Genomic DNA, 11977 nt, shown 5'->3' with positions numbered 1-11977 from the left:
AGCCACGCCCTCAGCCCTGGGGCAGGTCCTCGAACTCGAAGACGCGGCGGACCTCCACCGACACCTCGTCGAAGAGGGACGCGAACTTCGAGGCCAGCTCGACGGCCTCCTCCTTGCTCGACACGTTGACGAGGGCGAAACCGCCGATGACCTCGCGGGCCTCGCTGAACGGGCCGTCGGTGACGGCGACACCGGCGCCCTCGGTCTTGCGCACGATCGCGCCGTCCTTGGTCTGGGTGACCCCCTCGGCGGCGAGCAGCACGCCCGACTCGGCGTACTCGCTCATGAGCGCACCCATCGCGTCCTGGAACTCCTGGCTCGGGTTCCACGCCTCGGGGCGTGCCTCGTCGATCTTGTGGATCATCAGGTAGCGCACGTTTCTCTCCTTCGTCTGCCGGCCGGGTCGGTCCCAGCCTCCACCACGACGTCGATCGGCATGGGCCACCACCGACAGTTCGATTCCCGAAAGATCTCGCACCAGCGCGCTCCGGCGTGGGTCATGAAGCCGGCAGCAGCACCGCCCCGCGGGGCGCGAGCCGGTCGCACGCGTGCGTCACTGCGTCACAGGCCATCAGAGGTCCATCACCCCCGTCGGAGTGCTGCACGAGCACGAGGGCGAGGTGCCCGTAGGACCACGAGATGAAGTGGTACTGGTTCCGTCCGGGCAGGACCCACATGACCGTGGGAAACCTCCACACCTTGAACGCCGTGAGACCGCGCACGGGTTCAGTCGTGCGTGCAGTGGGCTGCACCATCAGCATCCACCCTCACGCCGGCCGAAACGCGAATCGACGAGGCGTGGGGAGGGTCAGAGCCAGCCGCGCTCCTGGGCGACGCGGGCGGCCTCGGCGCGGGTCGAGGTGCCGGTCTTGCCGATGGCCGAGCTGAGGTGGTTGCGCACCGTGCCGTACGACAGGTGCACCACCTCGGCGATGGCCGCCACCGTGCCGCCGCGCAGGGCCACCTGCAGCACGTCGCGCTCACGCTCGGTGAGCGGGTTCGCCCCGTCGACGAGCGACTCGGTGGCCAGCGACGGGTCGACGACCCGCAGCCCGGCGTGGACGCGGCGGACGGCCTCGGCGAGCTGCCGCGCGGGGGTGTCCTTGACGACGAAGCCCGAGGCGCCGGCCTCGAGGGCGCGGCGCAGGTAGCCGGGCCGGCCGAAGGTCGTCACGACGAGCGTGCGCACGCCGGGGAGCGCCTCGCGCACGGCGGCCGCCGCCGCGATGCCGTCGATGCCGGGCATCTCGATGTCGAGCAGGCACACGTGGGCGCCGGAGCGTCGGGCGGCGTCGACGACCTCGTCGCCGCGGCCCACCTCGGCGACGACCTCGAGGTCCGCCTCGAGGGCCAGCAAGGCGGCGAGGGCACCGCGGACGAGCGCCTGGTCGTCGGCGAGCAGCACCTTGATCGACTCGCTCACAGCGTCACCTCCAGCACGGTCCCGTGGCCCTCCGGGCCGGTCTCGAGCGCGAGCCGACCGCCCGCGGCCTCGACCCTCTCACGCAGACCACGTATGCCGTTGCCCTCGGGTCGCCCGCCGAGCCCCCTCCCGTCGTCGCGCACCGTCAGGCGGTCGGTGTCGAGCTCGACCCAGCACGCGTCGGCGTCGCTGTGGCGCACCACGTTGGTGGTCGCCTCGCGCAGCACCCAGGCCAGCACCGTGCGGTGCCTCGGGTCGACGCCGGTGGGGTCCTCGGGCACGTGGGCCTCGATGCCCGCACCCGCGAGCGCCGTTCTCGCAGAGATGAGCTCGTTGTCGAGCCGCGCCTGTCGAAGGCCGCCGACCGTCTCCCGGATCTCGACGAGCGCCTGGCGGCTCAGGGCCTGGATCTCGGCGAGCTCGCCCTTGGCGCGCTCGGGGTCGAGGTCGACGAGCCGCTCGGCCAGCTCGGCCTTGACCGTGACGACGGTGAGCGAGTGGCCGAGCACGTCATGGACGTCGCGGGCGACGCGCTCGCGCTCGGCGACGAGCGCCAGCTCGCGCGACATCGCCTCGTACTGCGCGCCGCGGTCGGTCATCAGGCGGATCGCGGCCGTCATGGCACCGACCGCGAAGACGATGATCGCCACGACCCAGGAGCCCTCCTCCCGGTCGATGAACAGCGCGGTCAGGCCGGCCACGACGACGCACACGACCCCGACCACCATCGACCAGACGATGGGCAGGGCGAACATCCCGAACGACACGACGAACGGCAGGAAGCCGAGGCTGCCGGCGCCGATGAGGGTCGCCGTGCCCACCGTGCACCCGACCAGCACGGCCAGGTAGGCGACGCCCCGGCCCGTCCACGGCCGGCACGCGCGTTCGAGCCGCTGCAGGTGCTGCGCGCCCAACGCGTACACGAGGCCGAAGGTGACGATGAGCGCCAGCCCGAGCACGACCTGCCAGAGCGGGCGGGGCTCGCCGACGACCGCGAGCACCGGGAAGACGAGGAAGACGAGCCAGACCGTCTGGATGACCCACGACCAGCGTTCCCACGGGTTGACCGCGGGGTCGCTGGTCGTCCGCTGCCCGGCCACCGGCGTCTCGGGTGCGGTCACTGGCGCTCCCGACCGCGCCGCACGAGCACCGTCGCCAGCACACCGAAGACCACCGCCCAGACGGCCACGTTGGTGACCGGCAGCCACAGCGGGTCACGTGACCCGTCGGGCAGGAACCCCTCGGTGAGCGGGTAGCGGGCCAAGGCGGCATACCCGTAGAGGGGGGTCAGCTTGGCGAACGACAGCAACGCACCCGACAGGGGGATGAAGAGGTTGCCGAGGAAGGCGAAGATCACGAGGGTCCCCGCGGCGGCGCCGACGGCCGCCTCGGAGCGGAACGCCGTGCCGATGAGCAGGCCGTAGAGGGCGAAGACCGACGAGCCGACGAGCACCAGGACTGCGCTGAGAGCCCACGCACCTGCGGACCCCTTGGCGCCGGTCACAGCGCCGAGGGCGTAGGTGAGCAGGATCGGCACAGCCGCCACCGTCATCGCGATGAGCGCCTTCATCGCGATGTAGGAGCCGTCGGCCAGCGGCGTCAGACCGAGCTGGCGACCCCAGCCCTGCACGCGCTCGACGGCGGCGTTGCCACCGATGCTCGTCGTGGCGGTGACGGCGCCGTAGGCCGCCATGCTGATCATCACGTACATGGCGACGTTGCCGTTGCCGATGTCGGCGCCCTTGGCGTTCACCGTCGCGCCGAAGATCAGGTAGAAGAAGGCGGGCAGCACGGCGGTGAAGAACATGCCGGCCCAGTCGCGCGTGATCCGGCGCATCTCGAGCAGCGTGAAGGTCGCGTTCATCGGACGAGCTCCTCATCGTGGTGGGCCGGGTGGGCGGGGTGGTTGGCCTTGGGGTCGTCGCGGGCCTCGCGGTCGTCGCCGGTGAGGGCCATGAAGGCCTGCTCGAGGCCTGCGGTCACGATCTCGAGGTCGCTGCCGCCGAGGTCGCCCAGGAGGAGGCGGGCCACCGCGTCGGAGTCGGTCGCGGTCATGACGACACGGGATCCGCGTTCGTCGACCGCGCTCACGCCGTCGGCCGCTCGCAGGACGGCGATCGCCTCGTCCCTTGAACCGTCCGGCAGGGTCGCCGACACGGTGCGACCGCTGGCGCGCGAACGGATCTCGGCGGTCGTGCCGTCGGCGACGATGCGCCCGCCGGCGATGAGGACGATGCGGTCGGCGAAGGCGTCCGCCTCCTCGAGGTAGTGCGTCGCGAAGACGACGGTGCGGCCGGCGCTGGCGTCTGCGTGCATGGTGTCCCAGAAGTCGCGGCGGGCCGTGACATCCATGCCCGCAGTGGGCTCGTCGAGGATGAGCAGTCGCGGGTCGGGAAGCAGTGCGAGCGCGAACCGCAGGCGCTGCTGCTCGCCCCCGGAGCACTTGGACACCCGGCGGCCGGCGAGCGTCGTCAGCCCCGCGCGCTCGATGACCTCGTCGACGGGCGAGTGCACGGCATACGTCGACGCGATCATGCGCACCGTCTCGCGGACGGTGAGGTCGCGCAGCAAGCCGCCGGTTTGGAGGACGGCCGAGACGGCGCCCGAGACGACGGCCTCACGCGGGCGTCGGCCGAAGACCTCGACGGTGCCGCTCGTGGGCTCGGTGAGCCCGAGCGCCATGTCGAGGGTCGTGGTCTTGCCGGCGCCGTTCGGGCCGAGGAAGGCGACGATCTCACCGGGCTCGATGCGCAGGTCGATCGCGTCGACGGCACGCACCTCACGGTCGTGCGAGCCACGTTGGGGCGGGAAGGTCTTCACGAGGTCGCGCAGCTCGATGGCCGGCGCGTTCGCTGTGGTCGGTGTGGTCACGGTGCCACTCTCCCAAGCGCCGGCGGCCGGCGTCAGGGGCAATGGTCACGACCTGCCCGTGACAGGTGTCATGCCCGGCCGGCGCCGTGCGCGAACGACGTGGTGGGCCAGACTGTCGGCATGGCACGGTTCATCGTCGAGGTCGAGACCGAGCTGTCCGCCGAGGAGGCGTGGCGGCGGCTGTTCGACCTGCGCGCCCACACCCGCGCCATCCCGCTGACGACCCTGCGGGGTGAGGTACTGACGGCCGACGGGCTGCGGGCCGGGTCGCGGTTCGTGGCTCGCACTGCCGTCGGGCCGGTGGGCTTCGACGACCGCATGGTCGTGGACGAGATCACGCCGCCCCAGTCCGGAGGGGGCGGGTCAGCGCGGATCCGCAAGGAGGGCAACGTGGTTCGCGGGCAGATCGATGTGGCGGTGACACCGACGGCGGGTGGCTCGCGGGTCGAGTGGGAGCAGGTCATCCGGGTGTGGCCGCTGCCTGGCGTACTCGACCCCGTCGTCGCGTTCGTCGCGCGACTCGCGTACGCCACCACCATCCGCCGCCTGCTGCGCGGCTGAGCGCCGACGCCTCGTCCGGCACGGACGCTTCATCCGGCGCGAGCCCGCGCTGACCATCCGATCGGAGCGACCGCGCCGAAGCACGGTGCATGACGCGCCTACGTTTTGCCCTGTGCGGGATCCTCGCCGCCGTGGCCGGCATCGCTGCCGGCCACCTCGTGGCGGCCTTCCTGTCACCCGCCGCATCGCCGGTGCTCGCGGTCGGGTCGACCGTCATCGACCTGACGCCGACCCCGGTCAAGGAATGGGCCATCTCGACGTTCGGCACCGCTGACAAGGCGGTGCTGCAGGGGTCGGTGCTCGTCGGGACGCTCGTGCTCGCCGCCGTCGCCGGGCTGCTGGCGCGCCGACGTCCGTCCGTGGGTGTGGCACTGATCGTGCTGCTCACCGGGCTGGCCGGGGCCGCGGCCCTGTTGCGGCCGACAGCCGCACCGCGCGACGCACTTCCTTCCGTCACGGCCATGGCCGTCGGTGTCGCCGGGCTGCTCGTGCTGCGGAGGCTCGCCGCACGGGCCGCCGGCGAGGGGGTCGAGTCGGGAGCGCCCGGTGTCGCCACGGGGCCTCGCGGGGCCGTCATGCGCGTCCGCGCCGAGGACGCCTCCAGCCGCGCCGCCACCCGACCGGCCCGACGCAGGTTCCTCGGCGGGGCGGCCGGGGTTGCCGCCCTCTCCGTGCTCGCGGCAGCGGGCGGCCAGCTGCGCGCCGGCGCCGAGAAGGCGCGGCAGATCGTCCTCCCGAAGCCGAAGGACCCCGCGCAGCCGCTGCCCCGAGGGCTCGAGTCGTCCGTGCAGGGCATCTCCCCGCTTCGGACCCCGACCGACAAGTTCTACCGGGTCGACACCAACCTCGTCGTGCCGCAGGTCGACGTCGACACCTGGACGCTCGAGGTCGACGGCATGGTCGAGAAGCCCTTCACCATGACCTTCGCCGAGCTGTCCGCCATGCCGCTCATCGAGCGTGACATCACCATGACGTGCGTCTCCAACGAGGTCGGCGGCGGCTACATCGGCGCAGCCCGCTGGCTGGGGGTGCGCCTCACCGACGTGCTCGACCGCGCCGGGATCAAGGGCTCGCCGGACCAGGTGCTCAGCACGGCCGTCGACGGCTTCACCATCAGCACGCCCCTGGCCGCCGTGCGCGACGGCCGCGACGCGATGGTGGTGATCGGGATGAACGGCGCCCAGCTCAGCGACGCCCACGGCTTCCCGGCACGCCTCATCACACCCGGCCTCTACGGCTTCGTCGGAGCCACGAAGTGGCTGACCAAGCTCACCCTCACCACGTATGCCGCCGAGCAGGCGTACTGGACCAAGCGCCAGTGGGCGACCGACGCACCGATCAAGACCAGTGCCCGCATCGACACGCCGGCGCCCCTCTCCACGGTCAATGCGGGTCGGATCGCGATCGGTGGGGTCGCCTGGGCCCAGCACCGCGGCGTCGGCAAGGTCGAAGTGAAGATCGACGACGGCCCGTGGCAGGCAACGAAACTCGGTCCCGACGTCGGCATCGACTACTGGCGACAGTGGTTCCTCCCGTGGGACGCGCAGCCCGGCCTCCACCGCATCTCCGTCCGCGCCACCGACCGACAGGGCCGCCTGCAGCTCACGGAGCGAGCCACGCCGTTCCCCAGCGGTTCGAGCGGGATCCAGGAGGTGGTGGTGACCGTCGCGTGAATGCATACGGACGAAGCACCCACGGAAAAACCTCTCGTGCAAGCAATCCGCCGCAACCGCGGCACCGAACCCCCACTGACCGTGCACCACACAGCCACAAGGAGTGACTGACATGACGTCCCTGAAGACCCGCACCGGCCTGGTCGCACTCGCGATCGCCCTGCCCCTGAGCCTCGCCGCCTGCGGCAGCTCCACCGACAACACCACCTCGCCCGGCGCCGGCAGCACGCCTGCCGCCAGCACGCCGGCCGACACGATGACGAGCACTCCGTCGGAGACGATGAGCTCGTCCGCCTCGATGGACGCCTCCTCGGCCGTCTTCGGCGCGGGCTGCGCGGCCGTCCCGAAGGACGGCAAGGGCTCGTTCAACGGCATGGCCACCGACCCGGTAGCGACCGCCGCGAGCAACAACCCGCTGCTGTCGACGCTCGTCACCGCCGTCAAGACCGCCGGCCTCGTCGACACCCTCAACTCGGCCCCCGAGATCACCGTCTTCGCGCCCGTCAACGACGCGTTCGCCAAGATCCCGGCGGCCGACCTCAAGAAGGTGCTCGCTGACAAGCCCACCCTGACCAAGATCCTCACCAACCACGTCGTGGCCGGCAAGATCGCACCGGACATGCTGGCCGGTGACCACAAGACCCTCGCCGGCACCACGATCACGGTCAAGGGCTCCGGCGAGAACTTCACCGTCGGCAAGATGGATGCCAAGGTCATCTGCGGCAACGTCCCGACCGCCAACGCCACGGTGTACATCATCGACGGCGTCCTGATGCCCTGATCGTCTCCCGACCAGGCTGACGCATACCACGACGACGGGCGACACAATGGACCCCATGTCACGGTTCTCGGTGGTTCCCTCCGGCGATGAGTCGCCGGAGGGGACCGCCCGCCCTGTCCCGCTGGAGCAGCTGCTCCGCAGGTCGGCGACCGGTGACGAGACCGCGTTCGCGCAGCTCTACGACGCGGTCTCCTCCCGGCTCTTCGGCCTCGTCCGTCGGGTCGTGCGCGACCCCGCCCAGTCCGAGGAAGTGACCCAGGAGGTCTTCCTCGAGATCTGGCGGCACAGCGCACGCTTCGACCCGAACAAGGGCGCCGCCCTTTCGTGGATGCTCACGATCGCTCACCGCAAGGCCGTCGACCGGGTCCGGTCGGCGGAAGCCGCCCGCCACCGCGACGAGGGTTACGGCGCCAGCACCCAGGACGTCACCCACGACTCCACGTCGGAGGCCGTCGTCGACCGGCTGGATGCGGAGCGGGTTCATCGGGCCCTCGACACCTTGACCCAGGCCCAACGACAGGCGCTCGAGCTCGCCTACCTCGGCGGCTACACCCACACGGAGGTGGCCTCGATGCTCGAGCTGCCGCTCGGGACCGCCAAGACACGCATCCGTGATGGACTCATCAGACTACGAGACACGCTGGGGGTGACACTGTGAGCGACGACATCCACGCGCTCTCCGGTGCCTACGCCGTGGACGCCCTCGACGACGTCGAGAGGGCCCGGTTCGAACGTCATCTCGCCGGCTGTTCCGCCTGCCAGGCCGAGGTCGAGAGCCTCGTTGCCGCCGCATCGGAGCTGTCGGTGCTGTCCGAGGCCACCCCTCCGGCTTCCCTACGCGCGAAGGTCCTCGGGGACATCGCCAACGTCCGGCCGCTGCCGCCGCTCTCGGCGACCGTGGCCGACCCGGCCGACGCGGCTGATGCAGCCGAGTCGACTGACGCGACCTCCGCGTCCGGTGCGATCGACGCGACCGGTGAGACCGGGACGCCTCGGCCCTCCGACCCCACACCTCTCGCCGCACCCGACGCCCCGGCCTCGGGGTCCAGGGTCGACCACCTGGCCGACCGCCGCCGGGCACGCGGACTCGCACGCCCCTGGAGGGTACTCGTGGCCGCAGCCACGGTCGCGGTGCTCGCCATCGGTGGCTTCACGGTGTGGCGCCAGATCAACGCCGACCCGTCCCGGGCGATCGCCGACCAGGTGCTGGCCGCGGGCGACGCGACGCAGAGCGCGAAGCGTTTCCCCGACGGTTCGACTGCGACGGTCTGGCGGTCCGAGTCGCTCCACAAGGCCGTCATCGTCACCTCGGGGATGGCCGACGCGCCGAGCGGCAAGGTCTACCAGCTGTGGCTGGAGGACCCGACCGGGCACATGGCCTCGGCCGGAGTGATGCCGCCCGGCGCCGACCAGGTCGTCGTGCTCGACGGCGACGCCAGCAAGGCCAAGGGCGCCGGCATCACGCTCGAGCCGACCGGTGGGTCGGGCCAGCCCACCTCCGACCCGATCGCCCTGTTCAGCTTCGCCTGACCGCCGCACAACCGGTCGCTCGTTCGTCGGGCGGTMACGAGCTCGCTCCCGGCTTCCCCGCCTGGGGCTCGTGACCGCCCGACTCGCGCACGCCCTCGATCCGCCTTCCCTGCCCCACGCGTACGCCCTTGGATCGCCTTCCCAGCAACCCCGCAAACTCCGCCACGGCGCAGTTTCGTGCCCCAACGGGTCCAGGCTGCGACCGCCAAGTCCGCCACGGCGCAGTTTCCTGCCGCAAGAGGCCCCGGCCGCGACCGCCAAGTCCGCCACGGCGCAGTTTCGTGCCGCAACAGACCCCGGCCGCAACCGCCAACTGCGCCCTGGCGCGTTTTCCGCATGCTTCAGCATCCGGAGTTCTCGCGGGGCGCTGCTATTGCGCTGCCGCAGTTAATGCGGCATGGTGGAGGCATGAGCAGCGAGCACCCGCAGACCCCTGCGTCCCCGACCTCGAGCGAGACCATCCGGACGGCGATCGACGCCGCCCGCTCGGCCCTCACCGACGCCGACGCCGAGGTCCCCAGTGCCGCGCTGCCACTCCTGCGCATCGCCCAGGAGCACGTCACCGCCGCCATCGACGAGGCCATGGCCGCCGTGCTGGTCTCCGAGGGTGGCACCATCCGCACGGCCGGCGCACTGGCTGGCCTGTCGGAGAACGCCGTCGGCCCGCGCCTGGCCCGCACCCGGCTGTTGGCGGCATACGGCTCCGAGGCCGGCCGCGTCACTGCTGCCGGCGTCGAGAGGGCCCGCTACGACCTCGAGGAGGGGCGCCACCGAGAGGCGCCCGACCAGCCCGACCAGCCGAAGCCGATGCGCTTCCGCGCCCGACGCTCCACCACCTGACCGCACCAGAGAGGGGACCCACCATGACCGACCCGAACCTCACCCACCTCTACTTCCTGCTCGACCGCAGCGGCTCCATGCAGTCGATCAAGGACGACACCGAGGGCGGCTTCAACGCCTTTATCGAGGAGCAGCGGTCGCAGGCCGGCGAGTGCCGCGTCACGCTTGCGCAGTTCGACGACCAGTACGAGGAGGTCTTCCGCGACCGTCCCGTCGCGGACGTGGCGCCGCTCCAGCTGCAGCCTCGCGGCAGCACGGCCCTGCTCGACTCGATCGGGCGCCTCGTCGGCGAGGCCGGCCAGCGGCTCGCTGCCCTGCCCGAGCACGAGCGGCCCGGCGTCGTCATCGTGGGCATCATGACCGACGGCCACGAGAACGCCTCGCGCGAGCTGACCCACCCGCAGATCAAGGCCATGATCGAGCGCCAGACGAAGGACTACGGCTGGCAGTTCCTCTACATGGGCGCCGACCAGGACGCCATCGAGGTCGGCTCGAGCATCGGGGTCGCCGCCGCCAACTCGATGACCTACAGCCGCGGCCGGGTTGCCGCCGCGATGGCAGCCACGTCGCGCAACATCGGCCGCACCCGTCAGGCCGTCGCCTCGGGAGTCCCGATGCGGGAGGCCGCCTCGCTCATCGCCTTCGACGACGAGCAGCGCGCCGCCGCCCAGGAGTGAGTTCACGGGTCGGGCCCGGGGGTACGTTGTCGCCATGAGCGACGCCCCGGGCCCGACCGGGTCCGCACCAGGGTCGGGTCGCCCCGACGAGCAGTTCGTCGTGCCCCTCCCCACCCAGGCGCTGCCCGTGGCCGAGCGGACGCGTGAGCTCCCCATCGCGACACCCACGACACCAGCGCCGGCCGTCCCGCCTGGACCGCTCACCCCACCCGTCGCCCCGAGTCCGTATGCCGTCCAGCCCGGCTGGTGGCCCCCGCCGAGTGCCGCAGCACCCACCACCTCGGCGCCAACCGCCTGGGCCGACAGGGAGGTCGACCCGCTGATCGGACAGGTCGGGGTGGCCCTCTTCTGGATCACCGTCGGCTGGTGGCTCTTCTTCGTCGTGCGTCTGTTCGGTCGCATCGCCCGAGTGGGCTTCGGCGACACCCTCGCCATCCGCGCCATCGACGCGGGCGCAGAGGAGACGGTGGTCGCCGCGGTGCTGTCCGTGCTCGCGGCGCTCCTGCTGCTCGTCGGTCGCGGCCGGGCCGGGCGGTCCCCGCTCGGGTGGGCGGCCCTGGCCCTCGCAGCGGCCACCGTGGGGGTCACCATCTGGCGGCTCGTGCCGTGAACCGGGCCTGCTGAGCGGAACTGCTGTGCTGACCCCATCGGCGGCCGACGCGGTCGCAGACGCCTACGACCTCCCCGGACCCGTCAGGTTGAGCGGTCCGGTGGCGCGTGGGCAGCTCGGCCAGGTGTGGCGACTCGACACGGGGGCCGGCAGCCACGCCGTCAAGGAGTGGTTCGCCAGTCCAGATCTCGCCGAGGTGTCGCGCGATGCCGACTTCGTCGAGGCAGCCCTGGCCGCAGGGGTGTTCACGCCCCGGATCGTGCGGACGCGGAGCGGCGACGTCGCGACCCTCGTCGACGACACCGCCGTGCGCGTCTTCGAGTGGGTCGACCTGCGATCGCGGTCACGACAGCTCGACCCGGCTGCCGTCGGCCGCACCCTCGCAGCCCTGCACCGCGCCGGGCCGCCCTCCGCCGCAGCCGTGGACAACTGGTTCGCCACCGGGTTCGGCGAGTCGAGCTGGCGTGAGCTCCACCGGCGACTCGTCGACGAGGACGCGCCGTTCGCCGGTGAGCTCGGTGCTCTCGTCGACGAGCTCGTCGCAGTCGAGTCGGTCATCGAGCCGCACGAGTCGCCGATCATGTGCCACCGCGACCTGTGGGCCGACAACGTGCTCGAGTCCGCCGACGGCCGCGTCTGCGTCATCGACTACGAGAACATGGGCCCGGCGGATCCGAGCCAGGAGCTCGCAATGGTGCTCTTCGAGTTCGGCGACGACGACCCGGCGCGAGCGCGTCGGCTCAACACGGCATACCGCGACGCCGGAGGCCCGGGCCACGTCACCCGCCGCGGCCACTTCACGATGCTCGTCGCCGAGCAGGCCCACATCGGCCAGCTCGCCTGCTCACGCTGGGTCGGCGCGACCAAGGAGGCCGAGCGGGCACGTCTCGCACAGTGGTTCCGCGAGATCCCGGACGACCCCGTGACGCTGCCGCGCATCGACCGGATCCTCACCGCGGTCACCTGAGCCGGCCGGGTGCTCCGGATGCTCTGACTGCTTCGAGTCGGCAT

The 11977-nt window shown here is 71.8% G+C and carries 15 protein-coding genes; 9 read left to right on the top strand and 6 right to left on the bottom strand.

All coding sequences use genetic code 11. The features are described 5' to 3' along the window. Positions 1 to 10 precede the first annotated feature (10 nt). The 6 genes from AC1DE0_RS07475 to AC1DE0_RS07450 all read right to left on the bottom strand — a co-directional run bounded on the left by AC1DE0_RS07475 (position 11) and on the right by AC1DE0_RS07450 (position 4294). Positions 11 to 376 carry a YciI family protein gene (locus AC1DE0_RS07475; RefSeq protein WP_478098767.1) on the bottom strand — a complete coding sequence of 122 codons (366 nt, stop codon included), beginning with the start codon at positions 374 to 376 and terminating at the stop codon, positions 11 to 13. A 121-nt stretch (positions 377 to 497) separates the two neighbouring features. After that, entirely contained in the window at positions 498 to 722 is a 225-nt protein-coding gene (locus AC1DE0_RS07470; RefSeq protein WP_478098765.1) for a hypothetical protein, read from the bottom strand. 86 nt (positions 723 to 808) lie between these two features. Beyond that, positions 809 to 1423 carry a response regulator transcription factor gene (locus AC1DE0_RS07465; protein WP_478098761.1) on the bottom strand — a complete coding sequence of 205 codons (615 nt, stop codon included), beginning with the start codon at positions 1421 to 1423 and terminating at the stop codon, positions 809 to 811. Next, positions 1420 to 2544 (bottom strand): sensor histidine kinase, encoded by a 1125-nt coding sequence (locus tag AC1DE0_RS07460; protein WP_478098759.1) that lies wholly within the window; start codon positions 2542 to 2544, stop codon positions 1420 to 1422. The genes AC1DE0_RS07465 and AC1DE0_RS07460 overlap by 4 nt, the downstream gene beginning before the upstream one ends. Next, positions 2541 to 3287: an ABC transporter permease gene (locus tag AC1DE0_RS07455; protein ID WP_478098757.1), complete on the bottom strand. Its 747-nt coding sequence runs from the start codon at positions 3285 to 3287 to the stop codon at positions 2541 to 2543. Before AC1DE0_RS07455 ends, AC1DE0_RS07460 begins: the two co-directional genes overlap by 4 nt. Further along, a complete protein-coding gene (locus tag AC1DE0_RS07450; protein ID WP_478098755.1) occupies positions 3284 to 4294 on the bottom strand; it encodes an ABC transporter ATP-binding protein in 1011 nt (336 codons plus the stop codon). The genes AC1DE0_RS07455 and AC1DE0_RS07450 overlap by 4 nt, the downstream gene beginning before the upstream one ends. A gap of 120 nt (positions 4295 to 4414) precedes the next feature. Between AC1DE0_RS07450 and AC1DE0_RS07445 the strand changes: the two genes are divergently transcribed. The 9 genes from AC1DE0_RS07445 to AC1DE0_RS07405 all read left to right on the top strand — a co-directional run bounded on the left by AC1DE0_RS07445 (position 4415) and on the right by AC1DE0_RS07405 (position 11933). Continuing rightward, the gene (locus tag AC1DE0_RS07445; protein WP_478098753.1) at positions 4415 to 4855 is read left to right on the top strand and encodes an SRPBCC family protein; all 441 of its coding nucleotides are present in this window, start codon (positions 4415 to 4417) and stop codon (positions 4853 to 4855) included. An 89-nt stretch (positions 4856 to 4944) separates the two neighbouring features. After that, the gene (locus AC1DE0_RS07440; protein ID WP_478098748.1) at positions 4945 to 6528 is read left to right on the top strand and encodes a molybdopterin-dependent oxidoreductase; all 1584 of its coding nucleotides are present in this window, start codon (positions 4945 to 4947) and stop codon (positions 6526 to 6528) included. A 112-nt stretch (positions 6529 to 6640) separates the two neighbouring features. Beyond that, entirely contained in the window at positions 6641 to 7309 is a 669-nt protein-coding gene (locus tag AC1DE0_RS07435; RefSeq protein ID WP_478098746.1) for a fasciclin domain-containing protein, read from the top strand. A 46-nt stretch (positions 7310 to 7355) separates the two neighbouring features. Beyond that, positions 7356 to 7967 carry an ECF RNA polymerase sigma factor SigK gene (gene sigK / locus AC1DE0_RS07430; RefSeq protein WP_478098744.1) on the top strand — a complete coding sequence of 204 codons (612 nt, stop codon included), beginning with the start codon at positions 7356 to 7358 and terminating at the stop codon, positions 7965 to 7967. Beyond that, entirely contained in the window at positions 7964 to 8839 is an 876-nt protein-coding gene (locus tag AC1DE0_RS07425) for an anti-sigma factor (protein ID WP_478098742.1), read from the top strand. Before sigK ends, AC1DE0_RS07425 begins: the two co-directional genes overlap by 4 nt. Positions 8840 to 9247: 408 nt before the next feature. Continuing rightward, a complete protein-coding gene (locus AC1DE0_RS07420) occupies positions 9248 to 9679 on the top strand; it encodes a hypothetical protein (protein ID WP_478098740.1) in 432 nt (143 codons plus the stop codon). 23 nt (positions 9680 to 9702) lie between these two features. Continuing rightward, on the top strand, positions 9703 to 10356 hold the full coding sequence (locus AC1DE0_RS07415) for a vWA domain-containing protein (RefSeq protein WP_478098738.1): 654 nt from the start codon (positions 9703 to 9705) through the stop codon (positions 10354 to 10356). 34 nt (positions 10357 to 10390) lie between these two features. Further along, positions 10391 to 10966, top strand: coding sequence for a hypothetical protein (locus AC1DE0_RS07410; RefSeq protein ID WP_478098736.1), 576 nt, complete (start codon positions 10391 to 10393; stop codon positions 10964 to 10966). A 25-nt stretch (positions 10967 to 10991) separates the two neighbouring features. Then, a complete protein-coding gene (locus AC1DE0_RS07405) occupies positions 10992 to 11933 on the top strand; it encodes a phosphotransferase enzyme family protein (protein WP_478098734.1) in 942 nt (313 codons plus the stop codon). Positions 11934 to 11977 lie beyond the last annotated feature (44 nt).

Source organism: Terrabacter sp. 05T424, from assembly GCF_056396225.1.
The sequence above is the reverse complement of the archived record's forward strand: the minus strand, read 5'-3'. Positions and strand labels throughout refer to the sequence as shown.

Coding starts and splice junctions, on each gene's coding strand:
- AC1DE0_RS07410 (WP_478098736.1), top strand. CDS start 10,391: ATGAGCGACGCCCCGGGCCCGACCGGGTCCGCACCAGGGTCGGGTCGC.
- sigK (WP_478098744.1), top strand. CDS start 7,356: ATGGACCCCATGTCACGGTTCTCGGTGGTTCCCTCCGGCGATGAGTCG.
- AC1DE0_RS07455 (WP_478098757.1), bottom strand. CDS start 3,287: ATGAACGCGACCTTCACGCTGCTCGAGATGCGCCGGATCACGCGCGAC.
- AC1DE0_RS07415 (WP_478098738.1), top strand. CDS start 9,703: ATGACCGACCCGAACCTCACCCACCTCTACTTCCTGCTCGACCGCAGC.
- AC1DE0_RS07440 (WP_478098748.1), top strand. CDS start 4,945: ATGACGCGCCTACGTTTTGCCCTGTGCGGGATCCTCGCCGCCGTGGCC.
- AC1DE0_RS07420 (WP_478098740.1), top strand. CDS start 9,248: ATGAGCAGCGAGCACCCGCAGACCCCTGCGTCCCCGACCTCGAGCGAG.
- AC1DE0_RS07445 (WP_478098753.1), top strand. CDS start 4,415: ATGGCACGGTTCATCGTCGAGGTCGAGACCGAGCTGTCCGCCGAGGAG.
- AC1DE0_RS07435 (WP_478098746.1), top strand. CDS start 6,641: ATGACGTCCCTGAAGACCCGCACCGGCCTGGTCGCACTCGCGATCGCC.